The organism is Deinococcus peraridilitoris DSM 19664 (genome assembly GCF_000317835.1).
GTDB lineage: Bacteria > Deinococcota > Deinococci > Deinococcales > Deinococcaceae > Deinococcus_A > Deinococcus_A peraridilitoris.
This window is the reverse complement of the sequence record NC_019793.1, coordinates 679,358-694,844: the sequence shown is the minus strand read 5'-3', so window position 1 is coordinate 694,844 and position 15,487 is coordinate 679,358. Positions and strand designations below refer to the sequence as shown.

At 61.3% G+C, this 15,487-nt stretch carries 14 protein-coding genes and 1 pseudogene; 9 read left to right on the top strand and 6 right to left on the bottom strand.

Features of this window, described 5'->3' with window-relative positions:
• Window positions 1–47 precede the first annotated feature (47 nt).
• The 5 genes and pseudogenes from DEIPE_RS03345 to DEIPE_RS03330 all read right to left on the bottom strand — a co-directional run bounded on the left by DEIPE_RS03345 (window position 48) and on the right by DEIPE_RS03330 (window position 3,290).
• Window positions 48–891 (bottom strand): annotated as a pseudogene (locus DEIPE_RS03345) (IS5 family transposase).
• 192 nt (window positions 892–1,083) lie between these two features.
• Window positions 1,084–1,236 (bottom strand): TfoX/Sxy family DNA transformation protein, encoded by a 153-nt coding sequence (locus DEIPE_RS25450; RefSeq protein WP_425387730.1) that lies wholly within the window; start codon window positions 1,234–1,236, stop codon window positions 1,084–1,086.
• Between the two features lie 91 nt (window positions 1,237–1,327).
• A complete protein-coding gene (locus DEIPE_RS03340) occupies window positions 1,328–1,624 on the bottom strand; it encodes an antibiotic biosynthesis monooxygenase (protein WP_015234578.1) in 297 nt (98 codons plus the stop codon).
• 32 nt (window positions 1,625–1,656) lie between these two features.
• On the bottom strand, window positions 1,657–2,487 hold the full coding sequence (locus DEIPE_RS03335) for a helix-turn-helix transcriptional regulator (protein ID WP_083865711.1): 831 nt from the start codon (window positions 2,485–2,487) through the stop codon (window positions 1,657–1,659).
• Complete coding sequence (locus tag DEIPE_RS03330) at window positions 2,484–3,290, bottom strand: IS5 family transposase (RefSeq protein ID WP_245557582.1); 807 nt, start codon at window positions 3,288–3,290, stop codon at window positions 2,484–2,486. The genes DEIPE_RS03335 and DEIPE_RS03330 overlap by 4 nt, the downstream gene beginning before the upstream one ends.
• 865 nt (window positions 3,291–4,155) lie before the next feature.
• On the opposite strand from DEIPE_RS03330, the gene DEIPE_RS03325 reads away from it, so the two are divergent.
• The 8 genes from DEIPE_RS03325 (at window position 4,156) to DEIPE_RS03290 (ending at window position 13,310) form a co-directional block, all read left to right on the top strand.
• A complete protein-coding gene (locus tag DEIPE_RS03325) occupies window positions 4,156–5,670 on the top strand; it encodes a protein adenylyltransferase SelO (RefSeq protein WP_015234575.1) in 1,515 nt (504 codons plus the stop codon).
• Between the two features lie 825 nt (window positions 5,671–6,495).
• A complete protein-coding gene (locus DEIPE_RS03320) occupies window positions 6,496–7,449 on the top strand; it encodes an ABC transporter permease (protein WP_015234573.1) in 954 nt (317 codons plus the stop codon).
• A gap of 58 nt (window positions 7,450–7,507) precedes the next feature.
• Window positions 7,508–8,314, top strand: coding sequence for an ABC transporter permease (locus DEIPE_RS03315; protein ID WP_157448752.1), 807 nt, complete (start codon window positions 7,508–7,510; stop codon window positions 8,312–8,314).
• A gap of 37 nt (window positions 8,315–8,351) precedes the next feature.
• Window positions 8,352–9,065, top strand: a complete 714-nt coding sequence (locus tag DEIPE_RS03310; protein ID WP_015234571.1) for a DUF1028 domain-containing protein — start codon at window positions 8,352–8,354, stop codon at window positions 9,063–9,065.
• A gap of 36 nt (window positions 9,066–9,101) precedes the next feature.
• Window positions 9,102–10,649 (top strand): ABC transporter substrate-binding protein, encoded by a 1,548-nt coding sequence (locus tag DEIPE_RS03305; protein WP_015234570.1) that lies wholly within the window; start codon window positions 9,102–9,104, stop codon window positions 10,647–10,649.
• A 145-nt stretch (window positions 10,650–10,794) separates the two neighbouring features.
• Window positions 10,795–11,985, top strand: coding sequence for a M20 family metallopeptidase (locus DEIPE_RS03300; RefSeq protein ID WP_015234569.1), 1,191 nt, complete (start codon window positions 10,795–10,797; stop codon window positions 11,983–11,985).
• Between the two features lie 391 nt (window positions 11,986–12,376).
• A complete protein-coding gene (locus DEIPE_RS24435; protein WP_083865707.1) occupies window positions 12,377–12,736 on the top strand; it encodes an IS630 transposase-related protein in 360 nt (119 codons plus the stop codon).
• A gap of 28 nt (window positions 12,737–12,764) precedes the next feature.
• Window positions 12,765–13,310 (top strand): IS630 family transposase, encoded by a 546-nt coding sequence (locus DEIPE_RS03290; protein ID WP_041230611.1) that lies wholly within the window; start codon window positions 12,765–12,767, stop codon window positions 13,308–13,310.
• A gap of 8 nt (window positions 13,311–13,318) precedes the next feature.
• Here the strand turns inward: DEIPE_RS03290 and DEIPE_RS03285 are convergent, their stop codons facing one another.
• Window positions 13,319–14,059, bottom strand: coding sequence for a sulfite exporter TauE/SafE family protein (locus DEIPE_RS03285; protein WP_015234568.1), 741 nt, complete (start codon window positions 14,057–14,059; stop codon window positions 13,319–13,321).
• A gap of 320 nt (window positions 14,060–14,379) precedes the next feature.
• Here DEIPE_RS03285 and DEIPE_RS03280 point away from each other — a divergent pair, with 320 nt between their 5' ends.
• Window positions 14,380–15,330 carry a carbon-nitrogen hydrolase family protein gene (locus DEIPE_RS03280; RefSeq protein WP_015234567.1) on the top strand — a complete coding sequence of 317 codons (951 nt, stop codon included), beginning with the start codon at window positions 14,380–14,382 and terminating at the stop codon, window positions 15,328–15,330.
• Window positions 15,331–15,487: the final 157 nt, after the last annotated feature.

The window sequence follows — 15,487 nt, the reverse complement described above, 5'->3', positions numbered from 1 at the left end:
TCGTTCGGCGGCCGATGCGGGTCGGCCCTCACGCTCTCAGAGCGTGTTTATGAAGGGTCACGGGTAGATTCAAGGCGTCGGAGCATGAGGCGGATATTGGCGAGGTAGAGCCAGGACTCGGAGGTTCTGGCTCGGCCTTCGTAGTCGCGGGAAAGGCGTCTGGAGCGGGTATACCAGGCCAGGGAGCGTTCAACGACCCAACGTCTGGGCAAGATGCGAAAGCCGCGCTGTCCTTCTGGCGGACGAACAATCTCCAGCACCCACTTGCACCACTGCTTCACCCACTCGACCAGACCGTGTTCATAGCGCTGATCGGCCCACACCAGCTTGAGGCGAGCGAAGCGTCGCTTGGCGTAGGCCAGCACCAACTTCCCACCGGTCCGGTCCTGAACGTTGGCACTGGTCATCAGCACCACCAGCAGCAAGCCCAGGGTGTCGACCAGCACATGCCGCTTCCGACCATTGGTCTTCCTGGCCGCGTCTACGCCTCGGGGTCCAGCTTGTGGACCGCCACGAACCGTCTGGGCATCCAGCAGCGCCGCACTCGGGTCTGGGTCTCGTCCTGCTGCCTGACGAGTTTGACGCAGCAGCACGCGATTGATGGCTTCCCAACAACCGTCTCGCTCGAAACGGCGAAAGTAGGCGTAGACCGTCTGCCATTTGGGGAAGTCGTGCGGGAGACTTCTCCAGCGGGCAAGGCCGCAAACCGCTTTGCGGCCTGTTCTGCCCAAGACAGGTGCAGCCGTTGGCCAGGACGTAGAAGATTGCCCAGATCACCTCGTACGGCTCGACGCGGCGAGGTCGGCCACTTGTCGCTACAGCGGGCAACAGAACTTCAAGGTGTTTAAACTGGCGACGGGTCAGGTCACTCGGGTACGGTTTGCGTTTCACACCTCAAACCTTGCCAGCGTCTCCTGACCCATCCCCTTCATAGACACGCTCTTAGTTTTTCGCTGAGCCGAGGGTGGTTTTCCTGGCTATGGATGCCGAGGTCATACACCCATCGCAGGTGCGGCCTCAAGCCGACGACCCAGTCAGCCGTTATGACCGTTCACTGCAGTGAAGCTTCACGTAGCTGCGTCTTCAGGCGGACCTTTTCATCCATCCCAAACTCGCCCAGTGCGCTCCACGCAGCCCCGCCACCAACGCCCACAGCAAATTCAACGACGGCTGCTCGCCCACAATCCTGTACCGCACGAAGGCTTCAACTGCACCTGCCTCACGTAAATCACCCATTGTCGTAATGCCCACTGATCGGAGCATGCGGCTGCTTATCGGACCAAGTGGCAATGACGAAATATCCGCGTGATCGTCACGAGTCATCCCGTTACCCTTCGTGCACGATCACCCTATGCTCAAAACTCTGCACTTCTTCAATACACGCCATCCACGCCGCGACTTCTGGAATACCCGAGGCTTCCGAAGCGGCACGTAACGCGTCGTCGAGGCTGCGCCACTCCAGCACGTCCAGCCATTGGCGTTCGTCTCCGCGTGACCGGACGCAGCGGACGAAGCCGGGGAAACGCTTCCGTAAGGCCGCTTCCGCTCCCGGCCATGCTTGCAGGGACAACTGTTCACTTCCGGGTTTGACCGTGTACCGAACGACTTCGAGTGCTCTTTGCATACCTACAGTTTGGACCGGGGCTCCTGACAACCCTATGTCAGGAGCCTCACGACACGCTGCGCTTCCTCGCGGACCCGGTCACGTAACTCGCGGGGATGGAGGGGTTCCGCTGCCGAACCCCAGCCCAACAACCAAGGCAGCATTTCACTCAGGGTTTCTACTCTATACGTCATGATGACGCCGCCTTCCTCCGCCACGGCTTCCTGGAAGGCGTAATGCTGACGTTCCATCACCCACCTCACCTGAGTGTCAGGGAAACGAATGCGAACCAGTTGAAAGGCACGTCCTCCTTGTTTCGTCACGCGCTCTCCGAAGGGTTCAGTCAGGATCTGCAGGGTCTCCATGCGCTCGAGGCGAAAGGAGCGTGTTGCCTGCCGTGAACGGCAGTACCCGGACAGGTACCAGGCATTCACGTGGTACCAGAGCCGCTCCGGCTCGACGACACGTGAAGTAGGCGTCTCCCGGTGCCGGCTGTGGTACGAGAAGTGAACCACCCGTCGATTTTGGATAGCGTCCTGGAGCTCCCGGAGGCGGCTGGAATCAAAGTCAATTCGTGTTCGTGCCTCTATGAATGAAACAAGCGCGGCTTGCCGCTCAGCGTCCTGACGTGTGGCGGCAGGAAGAACCACCGCCAGTTTTGCCAGGGCCAGCTGTGCATCCTGCGCAGTGCGGCCACCTGCGTGGGCGACGAAGAATCGACCGCTGAGGAACATGGCGCGGGCTTCATCGGGTGTAAACACCAGGGGAGGAAGAAAGTATCCTTCCATCAGCTCGTACCCCTGGCCGGGCATGGAAACGATCGGCACTCCGGCTTCGTTTAATGCGAGTACATCCCGGTACACTAGACCTCCTGCGAAAGTCATGACTGCACGTCAAGGGTAAGGTTGACGAGGGCGGCGATCAGGTGCAGGCGCAGCGCAAAGCGCCTGCGACGATGACGATACGTCTCCTTGAGCACCCGGAAGATCTTCAGCCGTCGGATGACATGCTCGATCCTCTGGCGGAAGTGCGCTAGCACGCGGTTTTCGTGCCGCTGCTCTTCGCTGAGCGGGACGCGCGCTGTGGCTTTATGCGGGGTCAGCGAGAGCGTGTGATCGTGGGCGATGCCCTGATACCCGGCGTCGGTGATCAGAGCGGTTTCTTGGTGCACCCGAACGCCCGAGTCGCGCAGCAGCGTGAGGTCATGGGTCGCACCGCGACCGGTTCCCACGCACAGAATCCGCCCCGTGACGGCTTCGATCATCAGCTGCATCTTCTGGGTGTGCCGCTTCTTCTTGCCGCTGTACCACGTCCGCTGTTTTTTGGGTCGCTCGCACGGCACTTCGGACACGTCGACGAGGACCGCGCTGTACACCGTCTCGGTCGTCAGCGCCGAGCGACGCGGCAAGGAGAACTGGCCGCTGGCCAGCAAGGCGGCTTCGACACGCTCGACGGTGCGCAGCACGGTGGTCTCGTGCACGCCCCAGTCGTCGCCGAGGTGAGCTTGAGTGCGATACTCCCGCCAGAATTCCAGTGTGAGCAGCAACTGCTCGTCCGGGGTGAGCGCTGCGGGACGGCCCGCCTTTGTCTTGGCCTGCTCGCGCTGATCAAGCACGTCGCGCATCGCCTCGAAGGTTTCGGGGTACACCCCGGTTCGCCGCTTGAACCGCACGCGGTTCAACTTCATCGTCCGTTCGTACCGCTCGTGCGCCATCCCCTACCCTAGCCCACGACTTTCGCAGGAGGTCTACTGTACGTTCACTGACTTCGAACTGCCGGGCGAGTTGTGCCGCTGTAACACGCTGCCGATGCTGAAAGACCAGCAGCAGCGCGAACAATCGATCTACGCGGTTCACGCTTCCAGCGTAACTGGAGTACGGCGCCTGGCAGCCAACTGGTCAATCCTGAAGCTGGAATACGGTCGCACAGCCAGATTTTACAACCCTCAGCACAATGCAGCTGTACCTTCTTGCGCTCCTAGAGCCGCGAAAGCCGGGTCGACGAGGGTGAGGTCGGTAGGATCAAGCAGAGCGGCTTCATGGGCTGTCACCTCGCCTTGATGCCGCTTCTTGTCATGAACCGGATGAGCTTAACCTCCATCGCCAAGAACACTGCCCTCAGGACAGCAATAACCTAAGGGTGTCCTGCCGAGACGTTCGGCCTGCTCTGCTTTGCCGAGGTGCAGGTACTTCTCTTTGGGGTCGGCATGATCTTGGCAGTTTGACGCTCGTAGGCGATATCGACTTGCAGCGTGATGAGCATGTCGTTGGGTAGTGCTTCAGATTTGACTTCGGGCGGCGATGCGAGCGCGCGCCGGTGAAGTGACTGTAGCCCAAGGGCGAATGCTTGCATTCCTGGTTGTACCACTGCAAAAAACGGGGCATGTCCGCTCGTACCTCTGTCATGGACTGCCGGTCGTGCGGGAAGGCGAACTGATATTTGTAGGTTCGGCCACGTCACTGGTGGTCTCGATTTCCTGATTCCGCTTCTCACGAATCTGGGACTGTGAGCTGAGTTCGGCAAGACGATGGGCAGGCGTCAGACTGTTTGATATGTCTGCCTCCACTTTTCGATTCGACAACACCTATGCGCGGGACCTGCAAGGCTTCTACGTGCCCTGGAAGCCGGCTTCCGTTCCTTCACCGAGCTTGCTGTTCTTCAACCAGGAACTGGCGCTCGAACTGGGGCTGGATCCCGAAGTGCTGGACGGGCCCGAAGGCGCCGCCATCTTTGCCGGCAACCAAGTTCCTGAGGGGGCCGAACCGCTCGCCCAAGCCTATGCCGGCCACCAGTTCGGCGGGTTCTCGCCTCAACTGGGCGACGGGCGCGCCTTGCTGTTGGGTGAGGTCATCGATCGGCTCGGACGACGCCGCGACATCATGCTCAAGGGCTCGGGCCGCACACCGTTCTCGCGGGGGGGTGACGGCAAGGCGGCCATTGGCCCCATGTTGCGTGAGGTGCTGATCGGCGAAGCCATGGACGCGCTCGGGATCCCGACCACACGGGCACTCGCCGTGGCGGGCACGGGCGAGCCCGTATACCGCCAGCAGCCTCTGCCCGGTGCCGTTCTCACCCGCGTGGCGGCGAGCCATTTGCGCGTGGGCACATTCGAGTTCTTCGGCGCTCGCGGCGAAACGCAGCGGGTCGGGCAGCTCGCCGACTACGCCATTGCCCGGCATGACCCAGACCTCGTCGATACAACCGACCGGTATCTTGCCCTGCTCCGGCGTGTGGCGCAGCGGCAAGCGGCCCTCATTGCAGGGTGGATGAACGTCGGATTCATTCACGGCGTGATGAACACCGACAACATGACGATTTCCGGCGAGACGATCGACTACGGACCGTGTGCCTTCATGGAGGCGTACGACCCGGATGCGGTGTTCAGCTCCATTGACCACGGTGGGCGCTACGCCTACAGCAACCAGCCGCTGATTGCGCGCTGGAACCTTGCACGTCTGGCCGAGACCCTGCTGCCGCTCATCGCCGAAGAGGAGAGCGAGGGCGCCGTATCGAAAGCCATCGGCCAGGCGACCGAGGTGATCGATGCCTTCCCCGAGTGGTATGCTGCCGCGCTTTTGAACGGCCAGAGAGAGAAGCTGGGCCTGCAAGGTGGCGAGGGAGGCGACGATGAGCCGGACCGCGCGCTCGCGGCTGACTGGTTGACGCTGCTGCACCAGCACGGGGTGGACTTCACCCTCGGGTGGCGCCGGCTTGCAGACGCGGCGTGCGGCGACGAAATGCCGCTTCGCTCTCTCTTCCCCCAACCGCAGACGCCCGACGCCTGGCTCGCCCGCTGGCGATCGCGCGGCGAGAGCGAAGGCGGACCTGCCCTGGCAGGGAGCGAACGGGCCGAGCGCATGCGCCGCGTCAACCCGGCGGTCATCCCACGCAACCACCGGGTCGAGGAAGCGTTGTCAGCGGCTTCCGAAAAAGAAGATCTCGCCCCTTTCAGGCGCCTGCTGAGTGCGCTCAGGCGGCCTTACGACGAGACGCAGGACCAGGCCGAATACACCGAACCGGCCGGCGCGGAGGTGACGGCCTGCTACCGCACGTTCTGCGGCACCTGACGATGCGAGCATTCGCGGGCGATCCCTAAGTAGCTCCCACTTGAGTTTTGGTGTTCTCCAAAAACGTGGGGCGAGGGGAGGCGAGGAGGGGAAGCGTGTCTGCCGCTGGGTTCTGTCGTTCTGGGTGCTGTTCCCAGAACGGAAGATCTGAAGCGGTAGACACTTAGGGTGGTGTTGCCTTCCTGCCGGGCCAGCTCGACGGCTTGCTGCTTGAACTCGCCACCGTACGTTCTGCGTCGTCCCATGTTGCACCTCGTTGTCGTCATTCTCGGAGTTCTTAATCCCGTCTGCGCACAACTGGTGCAACCTCAGTCTGGCGTTGAGGCTGGTGACGCAAGTGATGTTTGGGTGCAGGGCGGGCGACGCAGAGGCTGGCGTGCTCCGCGATGAAGGAGAGGCTTTTGATGTTGATGCTTTCCTGCTCGCGCAGTCCCAAGAAGTCGGTGGTTTGGGCGTCTGCCGGGAGCGTTCTGCGGGTGCCTGAGTTGTCATGAATGAGACCCGCTCTGTGTGAGGCAGGTCAGTCAGGCTTTGACGATTGGTGAAGGTGGCTGGCCTCCCGCTCCCGTTGAATAATCTGAGTCAGATGATACACTGTTGAATAATTCAATTCATTCACTGTGATTTCGTTGCTGAGTCAGCGTTGTGTTCCCTAACACATGGGAAACCATGACAGGCACACGCGTGCGCTGATTCGAAAGCCTGTCGCCCGACACAATGCACGCTCGGAAGCGCGATCAACTCGCAAGCCCTACAAAAGCCCGTCCCCGACTCAATTCAACCCAGGATCAAATTCTGGGCAGCACGCCACCCGAGGTTCAGCCCATGTTGTATCTCTTTCAGCGCCTCCTGCTCTTCATCTTCGTTCTGTGGGGCGTATCTGCCACGGTCTTCCTAGCCCTCCACCTCGCGCCGGGCAGCCCCGCGCAACTGCTGCTTGGACCGTTCGCCACTCCAGAAGCCCTGCAGCGCCTCACGGTCGAGCTTGGCCTGGATCAACCGGCTATCGTTCAGTATTTCAAATGGCTCGGTCAGGCCCTCAGCGGCGACCTCGGAACATCCATCAGCATCAAGCAATCGGTATCATCCGTCCTCTACGAACGGCTGACGAACTCCATGATCCTCGCGGTGCCCTCCTTCTTCGTCGCCACCCTTCTTGGCATTACCGCAGGTCTGCTGAGTGGACTGTACCGGCGAGGCTGGGTTGACCACAGCGCCAACACCATCATGTTCATCGCGCTGGCCCTGCCCGTCTTCTGGCTCGGGCTGCTCCTGATCCTGTTCTTCGGCTTACAACTCGGCTGGTTCCCCACCAGCGGGATGCACACCCCTGGTGGGAGTGGAGGCTGGATGGACGTGGCGCATCACCTGGTGCTGCCCGTCGTCGCGCTCTCTCTCGCTCCTGCTGCGGTCATCGCGCAGATCACCCGCTCGACCCTGCTCAACGAAGTCAAACAGGACTACGTGCGTACCAGCGTCGCCAAAGGCCTCTCGTACCGAAAAGCCATCATCAGGCATGCCCTGCGCAACACCTGGATTCCGGTGGTGACCACCCTCGGTCTCGAAATCAATTACGTCATCGGTGGAGCCGTGCTGGTTGAGAACGTCTTCAACTGGCCCGGCATCGGGCAACTGCTCGTGCAATCCGCCATCAGCCGTGATTACCCGGTGGTGCTCGGCGCGAGCCTGTTGCTTTCCGCCATCTTTGTTGCCGTCAACTTCGCCGTTGAAGCCTCCTACGCCGCAATCGACCCACGTCTTAAAGGCAACAATGCATAACGCCTCCGTATCGACCGAACCCCTGACGAACACCGAAGCGGCTTCTCAAAAGCGAAGCTTGAAAAGCAACGGCTATCTCCTGGCTGGCGCGGCCATCATGCTGCTGCTCGCGGCGTTTGCTTTGCTTGCCCCGGTCCTGGCGCCATCCGACCCGAACGCCATCAATCCTGTTCAGTCTCTCAAGTCCTTCAATTTCGAGGGTCACCTGCTCGGCACGGACAACCTGGGGCGTGACCTGCTGAGCCGCCTGCTGTACGGAGGACGCATCACGCTCATCAGCAGCGTCGTCGCGGCGTTGATCTCTACGTCACTCGGCACCGCACTTGGCCTGATCGCCGCGTACTACAAAGGCTGGATCGATGTGATCGTCATGCGCCTGACGGACATCCTGATGGGCTTCCCGTTCATTCTGCTGGCCATTTTGATCGTCGCCGCGCTCGGGCCGTCCACCATCAATGCCTTGATTGCCGTCGCCATCGCCAACGTCCCCTTCACCGCCCGCCTTGTCAAAAGTGAAGCCGCGCGCGTCCGTGAACGTGAATTCATCACTGCCGCCCTCGCCTTGGGGGCCAACCATCAGCGCATCGTGTTGTCTCACATGCTGCCGAACATCATCAGCGTCACGATCCCAACGCTCTTCATGACCACCGGCTGGATGATCGGACAAACATCTGCCTTGAGCTTCCTCGGCCTGGGCACCCAACCACCTACGGCCGACTGGGGCAGCATGCTCGCTGAGTCCCAGAACTACATGGCCTCACTCCCCCAGGTGGCGATGCTACCCGGGCTGATGATCGTCATCGCCGTGGTCGGATTGAATCTGTTCGGGGTGGGCTTACGAAGCAGCTTGATGCGTGAAGAGTGAAGAACCTGAAACCGCGACCCGTCGAACAGGAGGCTCCATGGTAAAACTCAACACCTTCTCGATCACCGCCCGGTGCGCCCAGACCGGACAGCTTGGCGTGGCGGTGTCCACCGCCGTGCCCGGCGTGGGCATGCTCTGTCCCTTTGTACAGGCTGAAGTGGGCGCCGTCGCCTCACAATCCTTCGTCAATCCTTACCTCGGCATCTGGGGGCTCGAGTACCTCGCCGATGGTCATTCCGCCAGCGAAACACTCGAGCTCCTCAAGCAACGCGATCAGGGACTGGCCCTGCGGCAATTCGCGATCGTCGACCGCCATGGAGGCTCCGCCGCGTTCTCCGGTGATGGCTGCGACGGCTGGTACGGTCACCTGACCGGACCTGACTACGCCATCGCCGGCAATATGCTCGTCGGTGCAGAGACGCTGAACGCCATGAAAGACAGTTTCGAGCGCAGCGAACACCGCCCGCTCGTCGAACGCCTGCTTGAGGCCCTGCAAGCCGGTCAGAACGCCGGAGGTGACAAACGCGGCAAACAGTCCGCGGCCGTGAAAGTGTACAGCACCGAGCAGTACCCGCTGGTTGATTTGCGCGTCGACGAGCACACCGACCCTGTTCCTGAACTGCAGCGCGTGTACGACGTCGCCAGGGAAACTCTGCTTCCACTCATCGGCATGCTCCCTTCAAAAGCTCACCCGCAGGGCCTCTTCAACATGGAGGAGTCCCGAAAACGCGGGCTGCTTCAGGATCACTGAAACGCGCGCCCAACCGCTGCCCCATCAGGAGAAACCATGAACAAGTACCTGCTCACCGCACTGCTCGCAACCATGACCCTCGGCGCCGCCCAAACGCCAAACCAGCTGATCGTCGGTTACGAAGCGGACGCCACTTCCCTCGATCCAGCTCAAGTTACGGACCTCAACACCATGCACGTGCTGTCGCATATGTACGATACCCTCGTCAAACTCGGGCCCAAAGGAGATTTCCAACCTGCCCTGGCGACCAAATGGCAGATGTCCAAAGACGGTCTGACGTACACCTTCACCTTGCGACCGGGAGCACGCTTCGCCAACGGCGATCCCCTCAACGCGGACGCGGTCGTGTTCTCCTTCGACCGGCAGCTCAACAAGAACAATCCCGGCTACAAATTCGGGCCCTTCCCATTCGCAGAGTTTTACTATGGCTCGGTCAGCAGGGTTCGCAAGATCAACGACAACACCGTCGAATTCAAACTCAAAAGTCCCAACTCCGCCTTCATGGCTGCCCTCAGCGTGCCCACCAGCTCCATCGTCAATCCCAAAGTTGCCCTCGCGAAAGGCAAGACCTTCGCGCTCCAAGGGGCTGGCAGTGGCCCGTACGCACTTGAGAAATGGAACCGTGGCGGGCAACTGATTCTCAAGAGCAACAACAACTACTGGGGAAACAAACCCAAAAGCCAGAAGCTGATCTTCGTGCCGATGATCCAGGAGAGCCAGCGCGCCGTGGCGCTGCAGTCTGGTACGGTTGATATCGTCATCAACCCGGCGGCCGAGAACCTCGCGAAACTCAAGAGTGGCGGTTTCAACGTCGCTCAGGAAGCCGGACCGCACATCTGGTGGATCGGCCTGAACCTCAAAAAAGCGCCCTTTGATAACAAGCTCGTCCGCCAGGCACTGAATTACGCCATCGACCGCAAAGCCATCACGGAAGGCGTGCTGTACGGCACCGGCACCCCGGCCGTGCAGCCCCTCGCGCCCATGCAACTCGGGTACAACCCGAACGTCAACCAATACGCCTACAACCCCCAGAAAGCCAAAGAACTCCTCGCACAAGCGGGACTCCCAAACGGCTTCACCACCACCCTCCTGGTTCCCACTTCCGGATCGGGGATGCAAAGTCCAGTGCAGATGGGCACCGCCATTCAGGCGTACCTTGGGCAAATCGGCGTGAAAGTCAACATCCAGCAGATGGACTGGGGCACGTTCCTTTCTAAAATCGGCGCGGGCGCCGAAAAATCAAACCTGGATATGTGGGAACTCTCGTGGATGGACACCCCCGTCGATCCAGCCTTCGTCCTCGACCCGCTGCTCTCCAGCAAATCCTTCCCGCCAGGTTTCAACTCCGGATTCTACAAAAACGCCGAAGTCGACAAGCTGATGGACCAGGGACGCATGGAAGCCGACCCCAAAAAACGCGCGGTGATCTACCAGAAGGCCATGGCCCTCATCAACGAGGACGCCCCCTGGTTGTTCGTCAATCACGCCCAGCAGGTCGTCGCATACAACAAAAACGTGCAGGGATTCACGCTCGATCCCATCTCGCCGTTCATCCTCAAACTCAGCAACGTCCAGAAACGATAACCAGCAGGCGCCCGCCCATACCCCCAACCCCGAGCGGCGCCAGGGTGTCCCAAGATTGCATCCTGGTGCCGCTCGCCAGCCAGGCAACGGCACGGACCATCACACCAACCCAACGGCAGGCCCGCCTGATCAACCGAGGATCAACATGACCAGTACCACCGACACTCAATCCGCCCTCGACGCACAAGTCATCACCTGGCGCCGCCATCTGCACCAACACCCGGAGCTGTCATTCCAAGAGCACGAAACCGCAGACTACGTCGAAACCCAGCTGCGTGAAATGAACGGCCTGATCATCACCAGGCCCACCCCAACCAGTATCCTTGCGGTCTTGCAAGGCCAGGCCGGCCCGGGCCGCACCGTCCTGCTCCGCGCGGACATGGACGCTCTGCCCATCCAAGAAGAAACCGAATATGACTTCGCATCTCAGAACGACGGCGTGATGCACGCCTGTGGACACGACGGCCATACCGCCATGCTGCTCGGTGCCGCCAAAGTCCTCTCCGAACAATCGCGGGCGCTGCATGGCGAGGTGCGTTTCATCTTTCAGCATGCCGAGGAACTCTTTCCGGGTGGTGCTCAGCAGGTCGTGGATGCCGGCGTGATGGATGGCGTTGATGTTGCCGTCGGCGCCCATTTGTTTTCCCCGATACCGGTTGGTTTGGTCGCCCTGAAATCTGGCCCCCTCATGGCCGCGCCGGATACCTTCGAACTGACGGTCATCGGGAAAGGCGGACACGGCGCCATGCCGCACGAAACGGTCGACCCGATCGTCATTGCCGCGCATATCGTCACGGCCTTGCAGACCATCGTCTCCCGGCAGCGCGATCCACTCGAGCCGGCAGTGGTGAGTGTGACAACGTTCCAGTCGGGAACGGCGCACAACATCATTCCCAACTCGGCTGTGCTCACCGGAACCGTACGAACCTTCGACGCGAGCTTGAGAGAGCAGATTCCGCGCTTGATGGAGCGACTCGTGCAGGGGTTGACGGACGGGTTCGGGGCCTCGTACCAACTGAATTACACCTTCGGATACCGCGCGACGGTCAACGACCCGGAAGTGACCGACGTCCTCCGGAGCGTGGTTCGTGACACGCTCGGCCCGGACGCCTTGATCGAGGCTCAACCCACTATGGGTGGAGAAGACTTCAGCGCCTACCAGACGAAAGCGCCTGGTACCTTTATCTTCATTGGTGCGCGCAACGAGCAGGCGGGAATCTCCGCTCCGCATCACCACCCAAAATTCGCAATTGATGAGCAAGCCCTCAGTCATGGTGTGAAAGTCCTGGTCGAGGCGGCTCTGCGGCTCTCGCAGCAGACCAGTGGTCCTTCCTGAGTCAAGGAAACCCATCCGGGTCACCGTGCGCATGCTGTTCGAGCATGACGTTGCAGTGTACGAAAGCGCCGCAGTGTACGAAAGCGCCGGATAGGGCGGCGACCGGATTGCCCGTGAGGCACAGGCATCGCCGTCGTGGCGTTCAGGTATGCGGACGGCGACCTGTGACTGGCGCCGGTTAGATCGAAACTGTCGCCCTATCTATCCGGCGCTCACTGCCTTCTCTCACGCTTTTGAATGGCAAGGGGGTCGCGTGTTACCCCCGCGTCAGCACCAGCCGGATGACGCGGCGAGCGGCCCCGTGTTGAGTCCGGCAATGGCGGGTTTGTCGCCCTCGATCTTTTCCGTTTGCCCCGGTGCGCCCTAGAGCATTTGTCCGTAGGATAGAAGGATGAGGGCGTATTCGTTGGATTTACGAGAGCGAGTGGTGGCGGCATACCAGGACACGCCAGTGATCGCGCAAGTGGCCCGCACCTTCCGGCTGAGTGAATCAGCGGTACGCAGCTATGTGCGGGCTCACGCTGCAGGCCAGCCCCTGGCGCCAGTCCGGCACAAAGGCCGGGTACGAATCCTGGGAGAAGCCAGCCATGCTGTCCTACGAGCCCAGGTGGAGCAGTACCCCGATGCGACCCTTGCTAAGCACGTGGAGTACTACTTCGAGCAGCATGGCGTGCGGGTCAGCATCAAAACCATGGACCGCATGTTCGAACGGCTCTCAATCACGAGAAAAAAAGACCGTCCGCGCCACTGAACAGTCCCCTGAAGCTCGAGCCGCCTTTGTGAATGAGATAACTGGACTGAAGCTGCACGACCTGGTGTGCTTCGACGAAAGTGGCTTCCACACCGGGATGAGTCGCGTCTATGCCAGGGCCCCACGAAATCAGCGAGCCTTTGCCCGCGTTCCGAGAAACACCGGCAAGAACCTCACCTTGCTGTGTGCCATGAGCTCGCGGGGCTCGCAGGCGGAACTGGTGATCGAAGGAGCGGTGAATGCTGCGGTGTTCGAGTCGTACGTGGATCAGGTGCTGTGCCCGACCTTGCAAAGCGGGCAGACGGTGCTGATGGACAATCTGTCGTCGCATCAGGGAGCGAAGGTCCGAGCGTTGATCGAGGCGCGAGGCTGCCAGCTGGTGTATTTCCCGCCGTACAGCCCGGATTTCAATCCCATCGAGATGTTGTTCTCCAAACTCAAAGCCTTGTTGCGGAAAGCTGCGGCCAGGACCACGGAGACAGTGATCGAGGCTTTGGGTTTTGCTTTGCGTGCTGTGACTCCGAACGACATCCTTGGCTGGTTCCACCACGCTCTGCCCCTCTCATCCCTATGACAAATGCTCTAAAAAGAAGTGAAGACGATGTACAGACCCAGCAGCAGCAGTGCCATCAGAAACACCTGCCGGAAGTGACCTTCGGCGATCCGGTGCCTTACCTTCTGCCCGAGCATCATTCCGACGACGGCGGGCACCACGCCGGCGGCAGACAGCAGCCCGAGTTGTGCGGTAAGGAGTTCCTGACTTCCCAGCGCCAGCGTGAGCCCAATCGTCGAGGTGGTGAACAGCAATCCCATCGCCTGCACCAGGGAGTCGCGCGGCAGACCGATGGCCTGCAGGTACAGCACGCCCGGAAACACGAACGATCCGGTGAGACCTGTCAGTACCCCGTTCACCGCTCCCAGCAGCGGACCCGCCCACATCTCCCAGGCAGGGCGAATCCTGATACGCGGACCGCGCAGTCCGACGAGCGCGTAAGCCACCAGCAGTACGCCGAGAAGCGCTGAGAGGACCCAGACATCGACTCGCCTGAGTGCCTGCGCTCCCACCCAAACCGTGAGGGTTGCGACCAGCAGGAAGGGCCACACGCGCCTGAGAATTTTTCGAAAGTGACCGCCCTGGCAGGCCTGCCAGAGGTTGGTCATCAGGGACGGCATGAGCAGCAGCGCCATGGCCGGGTGAAGCCCGATCACGGCGGTCAGGACTGCCAAAGCCACCGATGGAAGACCGAAGCCGACCACACCCTTGACGAATCCCGCGAACAGGAAGGTCAGCACGATCACGGCGAGCGGGACGGAATCGGCCACGGCGTCAATTATGACGACATTTGCACGTCAGACGAGAAAATAAGTATGACCCCACGGATGAACTGCGCCTGTGCCGGTGGAGTGGCTCACTGCACGCGCAGCCCGGACTGGACAGAGATACACCTCGAGAGCCGGAGCGACCATTCAGGGGCGTAAAGTTCTTGCACTGCGTGGCTCACGCCCGGATCGTTCACATTGAGGTCTTGCTAGGCTTGGTGGATGAATCCCTGTTTGGACGAGGTTGGCCGCGCGAGATCGGGAATGGCCCTTATGCCGCAGCTGTCCACTCGAAGGGGCACCTCTCCCCACGGACGGCCAGCATGAGCGTCACTGTCGCCGTCGTGCAGGCGGAAGTGGCTCCTGACCTCGAGCGGGGCCTGGAACTCACCGCCGAACTCTGCCATCAGGCCGCCGCGAAGGGCGCGCAGCTCATCGCCTTTCCCGAGACCTGGCTGCCTGGTTATCCCGCCTGGCTCGACATCGCGCGTGATGTGGCCTTGTGGGACCATCTTCCGGTCAAGGAAGCCTTTGCGCAGATGATGGAGAACAGCGTCGCCCTGCCCGGTCCTGCCGTCGACCGGCTGCGCGACGCGGCCCGCTCTGCCAGGGCGACCCTGGTGGTCGGCATGATCGAGCGCGTGTCCACAGGACGCGGACACGGCACGCTGTACAACACCATCCTCACGATCGGCCCGGAAGGAAAGGTGCTCAACCACCACCGCAAGCTCGTTCCCACCTACACCGAACGCCTGGTGTGGGGACCAGGTGACGCGGACGGACTGCGCGTCGTCGACACTCCCGTCGGCCGTGTGGGAAGCCTGGTGTGCTGGGAGCACTGGATGCCGCTGGCCCGTCAGGCCCTGCACGAACAGGCGGAAGACATTCATGTGGCCACCTGGCCGACCGTCAAGGAAATGCACCACATCGCCAGCCGTCACTACGCCTTCGAAGGCCGCTGTTTCGTTCTCGCCGCGGGAAGCCTGATGCGCGCGTCGGCGCTGCCGCCGGGGCTGGAGCTGCTGCCCGAACTGCAAGCCAACATGGACACGCTGGTAATGCGGGGTGGCAGCGCCATCATCGGACCGGACGGAGCCTACGTCGTCGAGCCCCTGTACGACGAGCCTGGAATTCTGGTGGCGGAGCTCGATCTGCGGCGCAATCTGCAAGAACGCATGACCCTGGACGTGACGGGGCATTACCACCGCCCGGAGTACCTCAACCTCGACATCCGCGCTTCGGGACGCCGCACAGCCGACCCCGAGATGGAATAACCGACGCAGACCGGAGCAAGAACCGGTTCTTGGCGCGGGCCCGCCGCAGGGCGCCATCACCGGGCTGTGCGTCAGGAACTGCTTGACCATCCTGCCGAACGTGCGGGAAGTTTGACGCCCATCGAGGTTGAGCTTCCCGCACGTTGATGGATGTCGG

Excerpts from the sequence above, each read along its gene's own strand:
- DEIPE_RS24435 (WP_083865707.1), top strand. The coding sequence starts at position 12,377 with ATGAGGGCGTATTCGTTGGATTTACGAGAGCGAGTGGTGGCGGCATAC.
- DEIPE_RS03335 (WP_083865711.1), bottom strand. The coding sequence starts at position 2,487 with ATGACTTTCGCAGGAGGTCTAGTGTACCGGGATGTACTCGCATTAAAC.
- DEIPE_RS25450 (WP_425387730.1), bottom strand. The coding sequence starts at position 1,236 with ATGGGTGATTTACGTGAGGCAGGTGCAGTTGAAGCCTTCGTGCGGTAC.
- DEIPE_RS03300 (WP_015234569.1), top strand. The coding sequence starts at position 10,795 with ATGACCAGTACCACCGACACTCAATCCGCCCTCGACGCACAAGTCATC.
- DEIPE_RS03325 (WP_015234575.1), top strand. The coding sequence starts at position 4,156 with ATGTCTGCCTCCACTTTTCGATTCGACAACACCTATGCGCGGGACCTG.
- DEIPE_RS03305 (WP_015234570.1), top strand. The coding sequence starts at position 9,102 with ATGAACAAGTACCTGCTCACCGCACTGCTCGCAACCATGACCCTCGGC.
- DEIPE_RS03280 (WP_015234567.1), top strand. The coding sequence starts at position 14,380 with ATGAGCGTCACTGTCGCCGTCGTGCAGGCGGAAGTGGCTCCTGACCTC.
- DEIPE_RS03330 (WP_245557582.1), bottom strand. The coding sequence starts at position 3,290 with ATGAAGTTGAACCGCGTGCGGTTCAAGCGGCGAACCGGGGTGTACCCC.
- DEIPE_RS03340 (WP_015234578.1), bottom strand. The coding sequence starts at position 1,624 with ATGCAAAGAGCACTCGAAGTCGTTCGGTACACGGTCAAACCCGGAAGT.
- DEIPE_RS03320 (WP_015234573.1), top strand. The coding sequence starts at position 6,496 with ATGTTGTATCTCTTTCAGCGCCTCCTGCTCTTCATCTTCGTTCTGTGG.
- DEIPE_RS03310 (WP_015234571.1), top strand. The coding sequence starts at position 8,352 with ATGGTAAAACTCAACACCTTCTCGATCACCGCCCGGTGCGCCCAGACC.